The organism is Amycolatopsis sp. NPDC102522, assembly GCF_055584485.1.
The window spans coordinates 266,398-282,796 of record NZ_JBVJLY010000010.1 but is presented as its reverse complement, the minus strand read 5'-3'; the positions used below and the strand labels follow the sequence as shown (position 1 = coordinate 282,796).

Sequence of the window (16,399 nt, the reverse complement as noted above, 5' to 3'; positions counted from 1 at the left end):
TCACTTACTTCGACGAGGGGGCTTCGAGAGAGGTAACACCCATGGCCGCGAGGCGACGTGGATCACTCACGGAGTCGATCGCGACGATGCGGCCGTCGACGACGGTGCACGCCATCACGCCGCCCAGTCTGCCGCGCTTGTCCCAGGTCACGACGCCGGGTTTGCCGCCGACCAGCGCGGGGCGCAGGGTCGCCACGGCACGGGCGCCCCGCTGGACGCGGGTGGCGACCTCGTCCGCCCCCAGCCGCACGACCACACCGCGCGAGGTCTGCGAGCGCCACGTCACCTCGGGGTCGAGCAGCTCGATCAACCCGTCGAAGTCGCCTTCGCGCGCGGCCGCGAGGAAAGCGTCGACCACACCTCGCTGCTGTGGCTCGTCGACCGGACGCCGTCCCTGCACCTTCCGGCGGGCGCGGCTGGCGAGCATCTTGGCGGCGTCCGCGGATTTGCCGAGGATCTCGCCGACCTCGGCGAACGGGACCGCGAACAGGTCGTGCAGCACGAAGGCCAGCCGCTCGGCCGGGCCAAGGGTGTCGAGCACCACGAGCAGCGCCAGCCCGACCGATTCGGCCAGCAGCGCGTCTTCTTCCGGGGAGTCCTCGAACACCAGCAGCTCGGGCGGCTCTTCGTAGGAGTCCTCGGGGCGGGTCTTGCGGGAGCGCAGGACGTCGATGCAGACGCGGCCGACGACGGTGGTCAGCCAGCCGGACAGGTTGTCGATCGTGTCGGCGTCCTGGCGGGCCAGCCGCAGCCAGGCCTCCTGGACGGCGTCCTCGGCGTCCGCGCGGGAACCGAGCATGCGGTGTGCCACCGCCACCAGACGGCCGCGCTGCTCCTCGAACGCGCTGGCCAGGGCCTCGCCGGTCATGTCGGTACCTTTCTCGCGCCGATCCGTCATGGACATGACGAGCGCGGCGCGAGAAAGGTAACCGATTCGCTCAGAGCTCCCGGATGGGCGTCTTCACGGTCTTCTTCATGCCGGGGTTCTTCGTCTCCGGCTTCTTGTTCGGCTCCGGCTCCGCGGTCGGGCCGCCGATGCCGGAGTCGATCGCCGCCGTGACGATCAGGTTCCGCTCGTCGGACGAGAGGGTCTCGCCGTCGAGGAGTTCCTGCGTCACGGCCCGCACGTAGGTCACGAACTGGTCGTTCGACGAGTAGTCCGACTCGTCGTCGATCACGTCGTTGATCGTGCAGCCGTTACCGGTGTCGCGGTTCTCGACCTGGCTGTCCGCCGAGCCGAGGATCACGGTGTCCCGGACGTCGGAGTCCGGGCAGGCGTCCGGCCCCGGCGGCGCGGCGACGATGGTGAACGCGCCACCCTGTTCCGCCGAGACGTTGCCCGCCTTGTCCGAAGCGCGGTAGGTCAGCGTGTGCGTGCCGAGCGCGGTCACCTTCACCGGCGCGGTGTACGCCGTCCAGGCCCCACCGTCCAGTTCGTACTCGATCTTGTCGACGCCGGACCCGGTGTCCGTCGCGGTCAGGTTGATGGTCGCGTCTTCGATGTACGACCAGCTTCCGTCCAGATCACCGCTCACCACCACGGAAACGACCGGTGCGGTGCTGTCGTCGCCTTCGACGATGGTGAACGTCGCCGTGCCTTCGGCCGAGACGTTGCCCGCCTTGTCGGTGGCCCTGTAGTTCACCGTGTGCGCGCCGACGACGGTCAGCGCGAGCGGCGCCGAGTACGTCAGCCACGGGCCACCGTCCACTTTGTACTCGACCTTGCCGACACCCGAACCGGCGTCGGTGGCCGCGAGGGTCACCGTCGCCTTGCCGACGTAGTTCCCGGCGGTGTCCTTGGTGCCGGTCACCTCGGAGGTCACCGTCGGGGCAGTGGTGTCACTGCTGACGACGGTGAAGTGCGCCATGCCCTCCGGCGAGGCGTTGCCCGCCTTGTCCGACGCGCGGTAGGAGACCATGTGCATACCCGGCGCGGAAACCGCGACCGGAGCGGTGTACGCGGTCCACGCGCCTTCGTCCACTTTGTACTCGACCTTGTCGACACCGGAGCCGGCGTCGGTGGCGGTGAGCTTCACGGTGGCGGTGTCGAGGTAGTTCCCCGCACCGTCCTTGGTCCCCGTCACTTCCGCGGTCACCGTCGGCGGCGTCGTGTCACCGGGTTGCCCGGTAACGACACTGAACGACGACATCCCTTCCGGGGAAACGTTTCCCGCCTTGTCGGTCGCCTTGTAGTGGACCATGTGCGAGCCCACGGCGTTGACCACCACGGGCGCCGAGTACGCGGTCCAGGCGCCGCTGTCGAGCTTGTACTCGACCTTGTCCACACCGGACTGACTGTCGCTGGCGGCCAGGTTCACCGTCGCGGAACCGACGTAGTTCCCGGCGGTGTCCTTGGTGCCTGTAACGTTCGCGGTCACGGTCGGCGGGGTCGTGTCGGAGCCGCCGCCGTCGGTGACGACGAGCTCACCGACCATCTTGCTGTGCCCCTGGATCGTGCAGTAGAACCGGTACTTGCCCGGCGTCAGCGTCACGGTCGCCTGGTGCTCGCCGTTCTGCTCGTCATAGGGGTTCGCGAGGATGTTGAGGTTGACGTCGTGGTTGTAGCCGGCGGTCGCGGTGTCGAACGTCAACGTGTGCGACATCGTCGAGCCGAGGGCTTCGGTGTTCTTGAACAGGATCGTGGTCTCACCCGCCACCGCGGTGGTCGGTGCGCTGAGGTAGTGGTCGGTGCTGTCGCCCGCGGTCCATTCCAGGGTCTGGACGGGCGCGGCGACGGCGGGTGCGGCGGAGCCCGGTAACACCAGGCCGGCTATCGCGAGCGTCGCGGCCAGCAAGGCCACGACGAGGGTTCTTGGGGACATCGCAGGGAAACCTTCCGTACAGGGAGACCGGCCGGGCGCGAGGGAGGTCGCGCCCGGCCGGCTTTCGCGCTACAGCTGCCGCACCCGGATGTTGCGGAACTCCATCAGGTCGTTGTCGCTGTGGTTCTGCAGACCGATGAACCCGCTGACGAACTGCCGGAAGTCGGTCGACGGGTCGCCCGCACGCGTGGACTGGATGCCCGGCGCGTTCTCGAACTCGTTGATCACGACACCGTTGCGGATGATCGTGTACTTCTGCCCGACGACCTTGACCTCGTACTCGTTCCAGGTCCCCTTCGGCTTCACACCCGCCTGGTCCAGCGGTCGCGGGTCGAAGTTGTAGATCGACCCGGTCTTCTGCGGTTCACCGGTGGCCCCGTCGTACAGCTGGACCTCGTGACCGCAGTAGATCGCGACCCAGGCCTGCGAGGTCTTCGCCGACCCGACCGTGCCGCAGCTGCCCGGCGGACGCTGCTCCAGCGGAGTACGCGGGTCCGGGAACCTGACGAACACGCCGCTGTTGGCACTGCCCGTCGGCGCGACGTCCTTGAACTGCAGCTTCACCGAGAAGTTGCCGAACTGCCGTGCCGAGTACCAGAGCATGCCCAGCCCGCCCGACGGTCGCAGTGACCCGTCCGGCTGGATGGCGAACTGCCCGGACGGCGCCTGCGACCAGTTGCGGAAGGATTCCGCCGTGCCGTCGTAGATCGCGTCGTAGCCGGTGACGCCCTTGTTGCCGATGGGCGACGCGGCGGCCGCGGCGTTGATCTTGTCCGACTCGGCCGAGTTCAGCACGCCGAGATCGCCCAGCCTGTCCACGGCCTGGGTGACGTGGTTGACGAAACCGGCGTGGGAGGTCCACGTGCTCTCGTCGTCGATCATGTCGTCGACAGTGCAGCCGCCACCGGCGTTCCGGTTGGTCACCCCGGTGTCGGTGTCACCGATGGTCACCGTGGCACTGGGATCCGCCACGAAACACCCGATGCTGACCGAGTTCCGCGTGGTCACCGTCTCGCCGTCCGCGTAGGTCACGGTCAGCTTGGCGGTGTAGAGCCCGGTGCGCGGGTAGGTGTGCCGCGGGTCGGCCTGCGTCGAGATCGTGCCGTCGCCGAACTCCCACTTGTAGGAGACGCCCCCGGACTTCGACCCGGTGAAGGCCGCGGTGAGCGGCTTGTTCTGCACCATCGTCGACATCGCCGCCGCGGACGGGGTCGCCTCGCCGCCGGTGTAGCTGATCTTCACCAGCTTCTGGTTGTCCTGCAAGGTGAAGAAGCCGCTGCCGTAGTCGAGCGCGTACAGCGCGCCGTCCGGACCGAACTCGGCGTCCATCCAGCTCTGGAGCTTCGCGTCGCCGCCACCGGTCGGGATGATCTGCCGCAGGGTCTCGGCGAACACCGGCGGATCCTGCTTCGCGACACCGTTCGGGTCGACGGTGACCGCGATCCGGTTCTGCCCGTTGCTCTGGTCACCGATGAACCACTTGTCGTTCCAGTACGACGGCCACGCGACACCGCTGGTGGTGTTGACGAGATCGCGGTGGTACGTCGGCCCGGTCATGACCGCCTGGCCGCCGCCCTTGAGGTAGGGCTGCGTGTAGGTGGCCTCGGCCGCGTTGTACGACGGGACGGAGCTGTTGGGACGGTTGGGGAACACCGGCCCGCCGCCGTCCGGCGAGTACCAGATCATGTTCTTCTTGACCGGCGGCAGGTTCACCAGGCCGGTGTTGCGCGGCGAGGTGTTGACCGGGTTGTCGCAGTCGTACCAGCCGGTGAGCACTCCGGCGTTGGTGCTGCTGCGGTCGCGGTAGGGCTGCTTGTTGCCCATGCAGTACGGCCAGCCGTGGTTGCCCGCCTCGGTGATGATCGTGGCGGTCTCGTACTTGGCCGGGCCGAGTTCCGGACTCGGGGTGGACGCGTCCGGACCGACCCACGCGGCGGTCAGCCAGTTGGTCTTCTTGTCGACTTGCAGACGCGAGATGTTCCGCACGCCCATCACGTAGATCTCGGGCCTGGTCTTGTTCCCGGGGTCGTTGGCCTCGGGGAACAGGTTGCCCGCCGGGTTGGTGTACGTGCCGTCGGCCTCGGGGTGGATCCGCAGGATCTTGCCGTTGAGGTCGTTGGTGTTACCGGCGGTGCGGCGCGCGTCCTGGAACGAGACGCCCTTGTAGTCCTCGGTCCAGTTGTTACCGGAGTACCCGTTGGAGCCCTGCGACGAGTTGCTGTCACCGGACCCGACGTAGAGGTTCCCGTCCTTGTCGAAGGCCATGCCGCCACCGGCGTGGCAGCAGCTGTGGATCTGGACGTCCCAGGACAGCAGGTCCTTGCGGGTCGCCTGGTCCAGCGTCTGCTTCTTCAGGTCGTAGCTGAACCGCGAGACCGTGCGCTTGCCGATCTGCTTGTCACGGTCGATCGACTCGTGCGGCATCCAGTAGGCGTACATGTAGCCGTTCTCGCTGAACTTCGGGTCCAGTTCGAGCCCGAGGAGGCCTTCCTCGTTCTTGACCAGTTCGTCGCCGCTGCCGCGGTTGCCCATCACCTTGAGCGTGGTGAGCAGCTTCGGCTTCTTGGTGACCGGGTCCCACTGGTGGATCGTGCCGCAGCCGGCGCCGATCTCGGGGTTGGACCAGTCGTTCGGCGCGGGCACGACGTTGCCGGCGCAGGCGGCGCGGCCGATGTAGAAGACCTTGCCGTCCGGGGCGATGGTCAGGCCGTGCGGTTCACCGATCTGGTCCATCTGGCCGGTCTGGTTCTTCGCGGTCAGGCGCTCGACCTTGTAGTTGGCCGCGATGCCCGCCTTGCAGTCCCCGCGCACCATGCCGGTGGTCCACTTCAGCGCGCCGAGGATGTGGCTGCGGAACTGGGCCTCGCCGTAGCTCGCCTCTGTCCTGCCCATGCCGGAGTAGAAGGAGCGGCCGCCGTCGTAGTCACGGCACCACGAGATCGGGTGGAAAGCGCCGTTCGCGCCGACACCCGGCTTGTAGCCCGCTTCTTCGACCTGCGCGACGGTGTGGACGGTGCCGACCGGGTTGACCTCCCAGTTGAGCCACCGGTCCGTGCGCACCCACTTCTGCGGCAGCCCCGCCGTCGTGGGGTTCGCCTTGTCGAGGACGTCGACCGTGGCCTCGGCCGGCGCGTTCTCCGGCGGCGGCGGGGTGTTCGACTGGTCCTTGAACAGTTTGAAGTCGGCCAGCTGGGTGGCCGATTCACCGGCGTTGGCGGTGATGTTCAGCCGGTAGTTCGAGTAGGCCGTGGTGTTGGCGAAGGTGAAGGTCCGATTCTGGAACCGGTCCGCGAACACCTCGTTGGTGCGGGTGTCCAGATCGGTCCACGCGGTCCCGTCGTTGGAGCCCTGCAGGGTCCAGCTCTTGGGGTCACGCCCGGCGAAGTCGTTCGCCGAGACGAGCGCGTAGCTGCTCACGGCGACCGGGGCGGCCAGCTTGTAGGCGATCCAAGCGGTGTTCGTGAAGGCCAGCCACTTGGTGTTCTCGTTGTTGTCGGCCAGCTTCTCCTTGCCCTCGTTGGGCGCGTTCTCCGCGCTCGCCGTGACTGCGGCGACCGCTTCCGGGGTGGGACGTGCCCCCACCGGACGTGCGCCGATCAGGCCGGAGAACCACTGCGAACCGTCCTGGGCCCGCGCGGCGTCCGAAAGCCCGAGGAAACCACCGCCCGCCTTCATGTAGTTCTGCAGCGAGGTTTCCTGGTCGCGGTTGAGCGTGATGCCCTGCGCGGAAAGGAAGACGACGCCGCGGTACTTCGCGAGGTTGGCGCTCGTGAACACCGTGGGGTCCGAAGAGGACGCCACCGAGATCCCGTTCGCCTGACCCAGGCTCGCGATCGCGTCCGTGGCGCGCAGGACGGGGTCCTTCTGGTCCGCGGCCGTGCCGTGGAAGACCAGGACGTTGACCGGGACGTTCGTCGCGGCTTCGGCGGTCACCGGTGCGATGACCAGCGGAAGCCCGGAGGTGACGACGGCGCCGACCGCCAGCGCGGCCAGTGACCGTCTGCGGAGACGGCGTTGCGAGAAGATTCGTCTCAAGTTCTCGCTCCTTTCGAAGACTAGTGGTGGGTGTGGGCCGAGGCGCCCGTGGCGTCCGGCTTGGCCGCGGTGGTGCCGTGCTGGTGTCCCTTGAACCGGTCGATCGCGTCCTGGGCGCCCGCGGGCATCCCGCCGTCGGCGTTGCGGACCAGGAACACTCCGGACATGCCGTCGTCCGAGTGCTGCTGGACGTGGCAGTGGTACATCCACGCGCCCGGCCCGACGCCGTCACCGGCGATCACCTGGAACCCGAAGGAGTTACCGGGGTCGAGGGTCTTGTTGTCGAGGATCGGGGCGTTGTCGGTCGCGCTGGTGAGCATGCCGGTGCGGGTGTCCGCCCAGCGGTGCGCGTGCAGGTGGAAGGTGTGCATCAGGTTGCCGTGCCCGATGCAGATGAACTCGACGCGTTCGCCCAGGTTCGCCTCGAAGATCGGGGTGTTCGGGGCGACCTGGTGGTTGATCCACATTTCGGTGAACACCACGGTGAACTGCTTGCTGGGCAGCAGATCCCCGCGTTTGCGCACGATCAGACCGCCGTAGAGACCCTTCATCAGGCCCACGGTGCCGTGGTCCCCGCCGAACGCGTGGTCGTGGTAGTGCCAGTACCCCGCGCTGCCGGGCATCCAGAAACCGTTGGCCGCCTGGTAAGCCGTCCGCGTCTTCCAGGTGTAGGTCTTGGTTTCGTAGGGCTTGTTGAAGGAGTCGTTGAACGGCGAGCCGTCCGACTTGGTGTCGTAGTTGACGCCGTGCGGGTGGATCGAAAGGCGCTGGTCGGTGTTGTTGACCAGCTCGATCACCAGCGTGTCGCCCTCGTAGCACTCCAGGAGCGGCCCGGGGATGGTCGGTTTGCCGGGCTCCAGCCCGTAACCGACCCGGGTCGAGCCGGGAACGTAGTCGGCGTACACGGTGATGTTGCGGGTCATCCCCGCGGCGGCGGCCGGTGCCGAACCGGCGCTCGCCGACACCACGACCGGGGCGATGACCCCGGCCGCGGTGCCCGCGAGCATCGATCTGCGGGACAGCCCGCGTTTACTCTTGTCCATTGTGGATTCCCCAGCTAGAAGCGAACGTTACGGAGATAGGTGAATCCGGTCTGGGCGGTGCTCAGGGGATCCGTGGGGTTGTCGTGCTCGACGATGTACTCGTGCAGGTTCGGGCGGGTGCGGCCGAAGATGCGCGGGAAGTCGATGACACCCTTGCCGGGGTCGACCATCTTGCCGTCCGCCGTCCGGTCCTTCACGTGGTACTGCACCACGCGCGGGAAGTGCCGGCGGTACAGCGAAATCGGGTCGACGCCGCCCTCTACCGCCCAGAACAGGTCGATCTCCAGGTGCACGTAACGCGGGTTGGTGCCCCTGGTGAGCACGTCGTACGGGCGCACGCCGTCGATGGCCGCGAACTCGTGGGCGTGGTTGTGGTAGCCGAGCGGGATCCCGGCCCGGCGGAACTTCCGCGCCGCCGTGTCGAGCCGTCCGGCGAACTGCTTCCAGCCGTCGATGGTGTCGAAGGCCGCGAACGGCACGTTGGCGCGGGTGTTCCCGAGGACCTTCGCGTCCGCGATGGTCTTGTCGAGGTCACCGTCGATGCCGACGTGTGTGGACGACGCCTTGATGTGGTTCTTGTCGAGCAGACCGCGGAACTCCTGCGCCGTACGGCCGTAGGTGCCGGCCAGTTCGACCTTCCGGTAGCCGATGTCCGCCAGCGCGGACAGGGTTCCCGGCAGATCGGCCTGCAGCGCGGTGCGCAGGGAGTAGAGCTGGATGCTGATCTTCTCCACCGGGACCCGGCCGTGGCCGTCACCGTGCCCCTGTGTCTCTGCTTGCGCCGCCGGGGCAGCGTTCGCCAGTCCCGGCAGGGCTACCGCCGCGCCGACCGCGACGGCCGCCGTCGTGGCACCTCGCAGGAGCGACCGTCGAGAGTGGAACCGCTCAGCTTCTTCACCGCACATGAAACCGCCCTCACTTCTGGTTGCTGAAAGCCGCGTCGAAGGCCGCCGACGGCTTGTCGAACAGGAGCCCCCGCAGATAGGTCACGGCTTCCGCCGCGCCCCGGAGCCGGTCCATGCCGGCGTCTTCCCACTCCACCGAGATCGGACCGGCGTAGCCGATCGAATTCAGTGCGCGGAAACAGTCCTCCCAAGGCACGTCGCCGTGCCCTGTCGAAACGAAGTCCCAGCCGCGTCGGGGATCTCCCCAGGGGAGATGCGAGCCGAGCCTTCCGTTCCGTCCGTCGAACCGCTTCCTGGTGTCCTTGCAGTCCACGTGGTAGATCCGGTCGGCGAAATCGAGGATGAAGCCGACCGGGTCGAGGTCCTGCCAGATGAAATGCGAAGGATCCCAATTCAGCCCGAATGCCGGACGGTTGCCGACAGCTTCGAGCGCACGTTTCGTGGTCCAGTAGTCGTAAGCGATCTCCGACGGGTGGACCTCGTGGGCGAACCGCACGCCCACCTCGTCGAAGACGTCGAGGATCGGGTTCCACCGGTCCGCGAAGTCGGTGTAGCCCTCGTCGATGACCGCCTGCGAGACCGGCGGGAACATCGCGACGTACTTCCAGGTCTTCGACCCGGTGAAGCCGATCACCGTGTCCACACCGAGTTTCGCCGCCGCGCGGGCGGTGTCGGCCATTTCCTTCGCGGCCCGCTGCCGGACGCCTTCCGGTTCACCGTCGCCCCACACCCTCGAAGGGATGATGGCCTGGTGGCGTTCGTCGATCGGGTCGTCACAGATGGCCTGGCCGACGAGGTGGTTGGAGATCGCCCACACCTTGAGGCCGTGCTCGGCCAGCAGCTTCAGGCGGCCAGGCACATAGTCCTCTTCGGACAGTGCGCGGTCGACCTCGAAATGGTCGCCGGAACACGCGATTTCGAGGCCGTCATAGCCCCACTCGCTGGCCAGCCTGCACACCTCGGTGAACGGGAGATCCGCCCACTGGCCGGTGAACAGGGTGATCGGACGGCTCATCAGTTCTCCTCGAAGGTGATCGCGTCTACGTCGAACAAGCCACCGGAACCGCCCTTGAACACGAGGAACAAGGAGCCGGTGCCGCCGGGGTCGGTGATGGCGGAAGCGGGGATGTCGGCATAGGTGTCCCAGCCGCCGGTGTTGGCGACGGCGACCGTCTGCACCAGCGGGCCGTCCACCGCGCCCGAGCGGACCTCGATCGTGCCGCCCTCGCCGCCGGACGAGACGCGGTAGCCGATGCCGCGGACACCGACGAGGTTCACCGGGTCGAACTTGATCCAGTCCCCTGATTCGATGTGGCCGACCCGTTTGCCGCCACTGGCGCCGGCGTGCCCGACGACCTCGATCCCGCTGGATTGGGTGTAGAACTCCGCCTGCTTCAGCTTGGGCTGCAGGATGGACTCCGCCTCGCCGGTGAGCGCGGGCACGCCGTTGCCGCCGTTGTCGGTGTAGCCGGCGTTGATGACGCCGAAGACGTTGGCGTCCGCGCCGTGTCCCTCGTCGGCAGGCGTGGCGATGGTGCCTTCACAGCCTGTCGCGCGGCTCAGCGGATGTCCGTGCCCCTCGTGGCCGAGGATGTATTCAACGGTCACCTTCGAGCAGTCGATCGGGTTGTCCTCGGCGTCGGTCACCTCGACCTTGAACGGGACGGTGTCCCCGAAGCTGAACACGCTGCCGTTGACCGGGGTCTTCAGCGTGACCACCGGCGCGGTGTTGCCGACGGTGACCACCACGCTCGCCGAACCGGTCAGCCCGGTGGCGTCGGTGACCGAGAGCTTCGCCGTGTACTGGCCGTTCGCGGTGTAGGTGTGGGAAACCGGGGCGGCTTCGGTGGAGTCGGTGGTGCCGTTCCCGTCGAAGTCCCAGGCGTAGGTCAGGGCCTGGCCGTCGGGGTCGTTCGTCCCGGCCGGGTCGAATTTGACCGTCATGGGTGCCTGGCCGGACGTCTTGTCCGCGGCCACCTGGGCGACCGGCGTCCGGCGTCCCTTGGTGTAGTCGATGCGGTAGACGGCGGATTCCTTGGAGCCGCCGAAATAGCCGGTGCCGTAGTCGAGGACGTAGAGCGCGCCGTCCGGGCCGAACTCGACGTTCATCGGGCGCACCAGGTCCATTGAGTCGAAGAACGGCTTGATGGCGCCGCGTTCACCGTTCTTGCCGACGGTGATCTCCTTGATCCAGCCGCGTTCCCATTCGTAGGCGAAGGTCTTGCCGTTGAAGTACTCCGGGAACTTGGTCTGCGACGGGTTCTTCGCGTCGTATTGGTAGACCGGACCGCCCATCGGGGACTCGGGACCGGTACCGAACTCGGGCACCGAACCGCCGTCGTAGGGGATCCACGCCTTCTCGACCGGCGGGAGATCGGTCAGCCCGGTGTTGCGCGGGCTGGTGTTCTTCGGCTTGGCGCAGTCGAAAGCGGAGCCGGACTGCTTGGTGGCGAAGTCGTAGTCGATGAACGGCTGGTTGTCGCCGACGCAGTACGGCCAGCCGAAGTTGCCGGGCTTCTTGATCAGGTTGAACTCGACCGTGCCACCGGGACCACGCTTCGGGTCGGCTGCGCCCGCGTCGGGACCGTAGTCGGCGAGGTGGATCCAGCCGGTCTTGCGGTCGACGGCGAACCGGAACGGGTTCCGGAAGCCCATAGCATAGATCTCGGGCTTCGTCTTGGCCTTGCCCTTCGGGAACAGGTTGCCCTTCGGGACGGTGTACTTGCCGTTCGCCCCGACCTTGATCCGCAGCACCTTGCCGCGCAGGTCGTTGGTGTTGCCGGAGGAGCGCTGGGCGTCGTAGACCGGGTTGCGGTCGGCGCGTTCGTCGATCGGGGTGAACCCGTCGGAGGAGAACGGGTTGGAATCGTCCCCTGTGGACAGATAGAGATTGCCCTGCGCGTCGAAGTCGATCTCGCCGCCCGCGTGGCAGCAGATGCCGCGTTCGGCCGGGACCTGCAGGATCTTCTGCTCGCTCGCGACGTCCAGCTTGTTGTCGGTGCCGAGCTTGAAGCGCGAGAGCTGGTTGTAGCCCTTGAACGGTTCGAAGTCCGCCGGGGTGCCGTTCTCCGGCGCGTCACCGGCCGGGGTGTTCAGCTTGGGCGCGTAATACAGGTAGACCCAGCGGTTCTTGGCGAATTCCGGGTCGATCGCGACACCCTGGAGGCCGTCCTCGTCGTGGTTGTAGACGGGGATCTGCCCGGCGAGCGAGGTCGTCGCCGACGAGCTGGTGTACCAGACGCGGCCGTCGCGCGAGGTGTGCAGGACGTCGCGGTTGGGCAGCACGGAAAGCGCGATCGGCTCGCCGGTCTTCTCCTCGCCCTTGGCCAGGGTGATCTGGTCGAAGTCCGCGTCGACCGGGTCTTCCTGGGTCTGTTTGGCGCAGTCGGCCTCGCTCAGTTCGGTGGCGTACTTGATGCCACCGGCCAGGTGCTTGAGGAAGGCAGGTTCGGCGTAGGACTCCTTGGTGTGCCCGCCACCGGTGTACCAGGACCGGCCGCCGGAGTTCTCGTGGCACCAGGCGATCGGGTGGTCGCCCATCGCGCCGTCACCGGGCTGGTAGCTCTTCTCGTCCAGACTGGCGAGGACGTTGACCTCGCTCCGCGGGTTCGCGCGGTAGTTGTACCACTCGTCGGTGCGGGGCCAGGTCTCCGGAAGATCCACAGTGGACACATGGCCGTGGTCCTCGACCTTGACGTTCGCCTTCTGGATCTGCGGATGGGACTTGAAGTACGCGCCCACCAGGTCGCCGTACCAGGGCCAGCCGTACTCGGTGTCGGAGGCGGCGTGCACGCCCACGTACCCGCCGCCTCCCTTCACGTACCGCTCGAACGCGGCCTGCTGGTCCGCGTTCAGCACGTCACCGGTGGTGGAAAGCCAGACCACCGCGTTGAAGCGCTTGAGGTTCGCGTCGGTGAAGGCCGCCGCGTCCTCGGTGGTCTCGACCCCGAAGTGGTTCTGCGCCCCCAGTTCCTTGATCGCCTTGATCCCGTCGGGGATCGAATCGTGCCGGAAGCCCGCGGTCTTGGAGAACACGAGCACCGTCGCCGCTTCGTGCGCCGATGCGGTTTGCATCGGTAGCGCGACGCCTGTCAAAGCCGTGACCATCGACGTGACGAGCACGCCTAGTCGTCGTTTCAAGGACATAGCAGTAGCGATCCTTTCGATGAGCGGCGGCGATCAAGGAAGGGGATGCGGAGCGAAACGCCTTTCTGTGCGGCGGGTGGTGGGTTGTCGTGAGTGATTTGGGTCGTTCTAACGACCCAAATCACTCACGACATCACTTCAACCCCTGCAGTGACAACAACAACGGATGCACATCGGTCGCCCCCACACGACCGGACGGCTGGAAGGCCGGGTCGGAGCACAGCAGCACGGGACCGTCCTCTGTGGAATCCGGGAGCCGTCCGTGCGAGCCGCGCACCCAGCGCGGATCGGTCGGGACGACGTCCATCGCGTACCGGAGCCCGGCGAACTTCTTCGCCAGGTTGAGCCCGGCCCGCGCCTTGGCGAACTTGTCCTCCGGGTCGAAGAACAGCTCGGCGGGGTCGTAGCCCGGCTTGCGGTGGATCTCGACACCGCGCGCGAAGTCGGGCTTCCGCTCGTCGTCGAGCCAGTAGTAGTAGGTGAACCACGAGTCCGGCTCCGCGACCGCGACGAGTTCGCCCGCGCGCTCATGGTCGATCCCATAGCGAGCCTGCGCCTCACGATCGAGGACCTCGTCGACGCCGGTCAGTTCGCCGACGATCGACCGCACTCGCTCCAGATCGGCGGAGTCGCGGACGTAGACGTGCGCCACCTGGTGGTCGGCGACGGCGAACGCGCGCGACGCCCACGGGTCGAGGTACTCCATGCCCGCCTGGGTGTAGACCTCCAGCAGGCCCTCGCGCCGCAACGCCCGGTTGATGTCGACGGGCCGGTGCACGTTGGTGATGCCGTACTCGCTGAGCGCGACCACGGTCGCCCCGGCGTTGCGGGCGTCGTCGAGCAGCGGCGCGAGCGCTTTGTCCAGCTCCCGCGCGGCCAGCGCCGCTTGAGGAGCGTCCGGGCCGAAGCGCTGCAGGTCGTAGTCCAGGTGCGGGACATAGGTCAGTAACAGATCGGGCCGCTTCTCCCGCAGGATCTGCCGCGAGGCACCGATGACCCATTTGCTCGACTTGATCGACGCGGTCGGGCCCCAGTACTGGAAGAGCGGGAACTCCCCCAGCGCGCCGGTCAGCTGATCGTGCAGCTCGGGCGGGCGAATGTAGGCGTCCGGCGACTTGCGGCCGTCGGCGTGGTAGATCGGCCGCGGGGTCACCGTGACGTCGGTGCTCATCCCCATCGCGTACCACCAGCAGACGTTCGCCGAGGTGTAGCCGGGGTGCGCCGCCCGCGCGGTCTCCCACAGCTTCTCGCCGCCGACGAGCCGGTTGTGCTGGCGCCACAGGAAGATCTCGCCGAGCTCGCGGAAGTACCAGCCGTTGCCGACGATCCCGTGCTGCGCGGGCATGAGCCCGGTGAGGAACGTCGACTGCGCGCTGCAGGTGACGGCGGGCAGCACCGTGCCCAGTTCGGCCTGCCAGCCGTCTTTCGCGACGGCGGACAGGTTCGGCATGTCCCGCAACGCCTTCGGGGTCAGCCCGACGACGTCGATGACGACCAGCGGCTTCACGCGGACACCTCTTCCTTGACCAGGTTCGCCTTGGCCCACTCGAGTTCGGCGGCGATCCCGCCGACGAGGTCACCCGCGTCCGGGAGGACACTCCAGGTGTAGGTCTCGACCTCGATATGCGGTTCGCCGGGCAGCCCGGCGGCGACGGTGCGCAGGACGTCCGTCGTGGTGGCCAGCGGCGCGGCCGGGGCCTGGTGCAGCGGCATGTGGAAGTGCACCCGCCATGGGCCTTCTCCCGGTAATTCTCGCCATGCCTCGGGCAGGTCGTCGGCCTTGTGTACGACACCGTCCGCGCCGAGCTCGCGGACCTGGTGCAGGTAGCGAGGTTCGGCGAACGCCGCCAGGGCTTCCCGCGCCTCGGCGGGCTTTTCGACGTGCAGCGCGGCGGAAGCCTGCACCTTGACGATGTCCACATCGGACTTCGCGATCGCGGCCAGGGTCTCCGCCGGGTCGGCGAAGGACACCGCGAGGTGGCAGGTGTCCAGGCACAGGCCGACGTACTCCGGGTCGACGCGGCCGGAAAGCCAGCCCAGCGCGTCGGCCACGGTGTCGAGCACGCAGCCGGGTTCGGGTTCGACGGCCAGCCGGATCGGCCGGTCGCCGGTGGCCCGGATCGCGCGGACGACCTGTTCGAAGGCCGTGGCCGCGCTGTGGTCGTCGTGTTCGGTCCACGGTTCACGCCAAGCCAACGGCAGCGTTGAGATACTGCCGTAGGCGGCGTCTTCGGCGAGAAGGTCCGACAGCACCGTGACACAGTCGATCGTGTAAGCGGCCCTGTCCGAGTGAGTCCACTTAGGACGATAGACGGCGCGCTTGACGACCTCGTCGTGGAAGCCGCCGTACGGGAACGCGTTCAGCGTGTAGACGCTGAGCCCGCGCGCGTCGAGCTCGGAACGGAAGGCCTTGCGCGCCTGAGGATCGTCGGCGAGCCCACGAGCGACGGGCGCGGAAAGCCACAGGCCGACGCCGAGTTTGTCGTCGCCCAGCCGCTCACGCACCGGGAGCGCGTACCGCTCCAGCTGCGCGACGATGCCGGCGACGTCCTCGGCGGGATGGACGTTCGTGCAGTAGGAGATCATTTGCGGGCACCTCGCAGGACCGAGTTGCCCTCGAACGTCTCCGCCTCGCCGGTGAAGCCGGGCAGCGGGTCGAGGGTGAGCCGTCCACTTTGGTCATAGAAGGCGACAGGGTTCTGCCACAGCACCTTGTCGACGTCGGCGTCGGTGAAGCCGCCGTCGAGCATCGCCTGCCCGGTTTTGGCGGTCTTCAAGGGATCCGAGCGTCCCCAGTCCGCGGCGGAGTTGACGATCATCTGCTCCAGCCCGTACTGGCGCAGGATCTCGACCATCCGGTGCTCGTCCATCTTGGTGTCCGGGTAGATCGAGAACCCCATCCAGGCGCCGGAATCCTTGACCAGCTTGACGGTGACCTCGTTGAGGTGGTCGACGATGACGCGCTCCGGCGCGATTCCCGCTTCGCGGACGACGTCGAGGGTGCGCTTGGTGCCTTCGAGCTTGTCGCGATGCGGGGTGTGCACCATCACCGGGAGGTCGTGTTCGAGGGCCATCGCCAGCTGCCGGGCGAAGACCTCGTCCTCTTCCTTGGTCATCGAGTCGTAGCCGACCTCGCCGACCGCGACCACGCCGTCCTTGGCCAGGTACCTCGGGAGGACGTCGAGCACCTCGCGGCAGCGGGGGTCGTTGGCCTCCTTGGGGTTCAGCGCGATCGTGCAGTGGTGCCGGATGCCGAACTGGGCGGCGCGGAACCGTTCCCAGCCGATGAGCGCGTCGAAGTAGTCGGTGTACGAGCCGACGCTGGTGCGCGGCTGCCCCAGCCAGAACGCGGGTTCGACCAGCGCGCGGACACCGGCCGCGTACATGGCTTCGTAGTCGTCGGTGGTCCGGGAGGACATGTGGATGTGGGGATCGAAGATGCGCATCG

The 16,399-nt window shown here is 67.5% G+C and carries 10 protein-coding genes; all 10 read right to left on the bottom strand.

The features are described from left to right. Positions 1–4: 4 nt before the first annotated feature. A complete protein-coding gene (locus ACZ6YV_RS24480) occupies positions 5–868 on the bottom strand; it encodes a sigma-70 family RNA polymerase sigma factor (protein ID WP_465511828.1) in 864 nt (287 codons plus the stop codon). Positions 869–938: 70 nt separating this feature from the next. After that, the gene (locus tag ACZ6YV_RS24475; RefSeq protein ID WP_465511827.1) at positions 939–2,822 is read right to left on the bottom strand and encodes an OmpL47-type beta-barrel domain-containing protein; all 1,884 of its coding nucleotides are present in this window, start codon (positions 2,820–2,822) and stop codon (positions 939–941) included. A gap of 69 nt (positions 2,823–2,891) precedes the next feature. Next, positions 2,892–6,857: a ThuA domain-containing protein gene (locus ACZ6YV_RS24470; protein ID WP_465511826.1), complete on the bottom strand. Its 3,966-nt coding sequence runs from the start codon at positions 6,855–6,857 to the stop codon at positions 2,892–2,894. 20 nt (positions 6,858–6,877) lie between these two features. Further along, positions 6,878–7,900 (bottom strand): multicopper oxidase domain-containing protein, encoded by a 1,023-nt coding sequence (locus tag ACZ6YV_RS24465; protein WP_465511825.1) that lies wholly within the window; start codon positions 7,898–7,900, stop codon positions 6,878–6,880. 14 nt (positions 7,901–7,914) lie between these two features. Then, positions 7,915–8,805 carry a sugar phosphate isomerase/epimerase family protein gene (locus ACZ6YV_RS24460; RefSeq protein WP_465511824.1) on the bottom strand — a complete coding sequence of 297 codons (891 nt, stop codon included), beginning with the start codon at positions 8,803–8,805 and terminating at the stop codon, positions 7,915–7,917. Between the two features lie 10 nt (positions 8,806–8,815). Continuing rightward, a complete protein-coding gene (locus tag ACZ6YV_RS24455) occupies positions 8,816–9,820 on the bottom strand; it encodes a sugar phosphate isomerase/epimerase family protein (protein WP_465511823.1) in 1,005 nt (334 codons plus the stop codon). Next, positions 9,820–12,912, bottom strand: a complete 3,093-nt coding sequence (locus tag ACZ6YV_RS24450) for a ThuA domain-containing protein (RefSeq protein WP_465511854.1) — start codon at positions 12,910–12,912, stop codon at positions 9,820–9,822. Before ACZ6YV_RS24450 ends, ACZ6YV_RS24455 begins: the two co-directional genes overlap by 1 nt. Positions 12,913–13,084: 172 nt before the next feature. Then, positions 13,085–14,458, bottom strand: coding sequence for an alkaline phosphatase family protein (locus tag ACZ6YV_RS24445; protein WP_465511822.1), 1,374 nt, complete (start codon positions 14,456–14,458; stop codon positions 13,085–13,087). Then, entirely contained in the window at positions 14,455–15,537 is a 1,083-nt protein-coding gene (gene eboE, locus ACZ6YV_RS24440) for a metabolite traffic protein EboE (protein WP_465511821.1), read from the bottom strand. Before eboE ends, ACZ6YV_RS24445 begins: the two co-directional genes overlap by 4 nt. Then, entirely contained in the window at positions 15,534–16,397 is an 864-nt protein-coding gene (locus ACZ6YV_RS24435) for a TatD family hydrolase (RefSeq protein ID WP_465511820.1), read from the bottom strand. The genes eboE and ACZ6YV_RS24435 overlap by 4 nt, the downstream gene beginning before the upstream one ends. Positions 16,398–16,399 lie beyond the last annotated feature (2 nt).

Bases quoted from the DNA above. Each gene is read 5' to 3' on its own strand.
- ACZ6YV_RS24435 (WP_465511820.1), bottom strand. From the start codon at position 16,397: ATGCGCATCTTCGATCCCCACATCCACATGTCCTCCCGGACCACCGAC.
- ACZ6YV_RS24465 (WP_465511825.1), bottom strand. From the start codon at position 7,900: ATGGACAAGAGTAAACGCGGGCTGTCCCGCAGATCGATGCTCGCGGGC.
- ACZ6YV_RS24450 (WP_465511854.1), bottom strand. From the start codon at position 12,912: ATGGTCACGGCTTTGACAGGCGTCGCGCTACCGATGCAAACCGCATCG.
- ACZ6YV_RS24455 (WP_465511823.1), bottom strand. From the start codon at position 9,820: ATGAGCCGTCCGATCACCCTGTTCACCGGCCAGTGGGCGGATCTCCCG.
- eboE (WP_465511821.1), bottom strand. From the start codon at position 15,537: ATGATCTCCTACTGCACGAACGTCCATCCCGCCGAGGACGTCGCCGGC.
- ACZ6YV_RS24460 (WP_465511824.1), bottom strand. From the start codon at position 8,805: ATGTGCGGTGAAGAAGCTGAGCGGTTCCACTCTCGACGGTCGCTCCTG.
- ACZ6YV_RS24475 (WP_465511827.1), bottom strand. From the start codon at position 2,822: ATGTCCCCAAGAACCCTCGTCGTGGCCTTGCTGGCCGCGACGCTCGCG.
- ACZ6YV_RS24480 (WP_465511828.1), bottom strand. From the start codon at position 868: ATGACCGGCGAGGCCCTGGCCAGCGCGTTCGAGGAGCAGCGCGGCCGT.